This is a genomic window from Bradyrhizobium sp. USDA3516, assembly GCF_057651995.1.
Genome location: NZ_JBYGYN010000029.1, coordinates 1 through 616, shown reverse-complemented (window position 1 = coordinate 616; position 616 = coordinate 1). Strand labels below are relative to the sequence as shown.

General features: G+C 63.6%; 1 protein-coding gene. It reads left to right on the top strand.

What is annotated here, in order from left to right; all coding sequences use genetic code 11:
* Positions 1-616, top strand: a 616-nt coding sequence (locus tag AC24YW_RS36595) for a TauD/TfdA dioxygenase family protein (protein ID WP_487487213.1), incomplete at both ends; no start/stop codon positions are given.

Genomic DNA, 616 nt, shown 5'->3' with positions numbered 1-616 from the left:
GGCGGCAGAGCAGACCAGTGGCACACGGATGTCACCTTCGTGGACGCCTACCCGAAGATCTCCGTGCTGCGCGGCGTGGTGATCCCACCCTATGGCGGCGACACTGTGTGGTCGAACACGGCCGCGGCCTACCTCGACCTCCCGGCGCCGCTGCGCAAGCTCGCCGACGAGCTCTGGGCGGTTCACAGCAACGCCTACGACTACGCCGTGAAGACGCGCGCGACGGAAGCGGACAGAAAACACTTCGATGAGGTGTTCACCGGCACCATCTACGAAACCGAACATCCGGTAGTAAGGGTTCATCCCGAGACCGGCGAGCGCTCGCTTGTGCTCGGCAATTTCGTTCAGCGCTTCGTCGGCTTGCCGAAATACGACGGTCAGAAGCTGTTCGAGCTGTTCCAGTCCCATATCACCGCGCCCGAAAACACCGTGCGCTGGAGCTGGCAGGCCGGCGACGTCGCGATCTGGGACAATCGTGCCACCCAGCACTACGCTGTCAACGACTATGGCGATCAGCACCGCATCGTTCGCCGCGCCACCATCGATGGCGATGTTCCGCTCAGCGTCGATGGCCGCCGCAGCGTGACGCGTGTCAAGACACCGAAACCCCAGACGG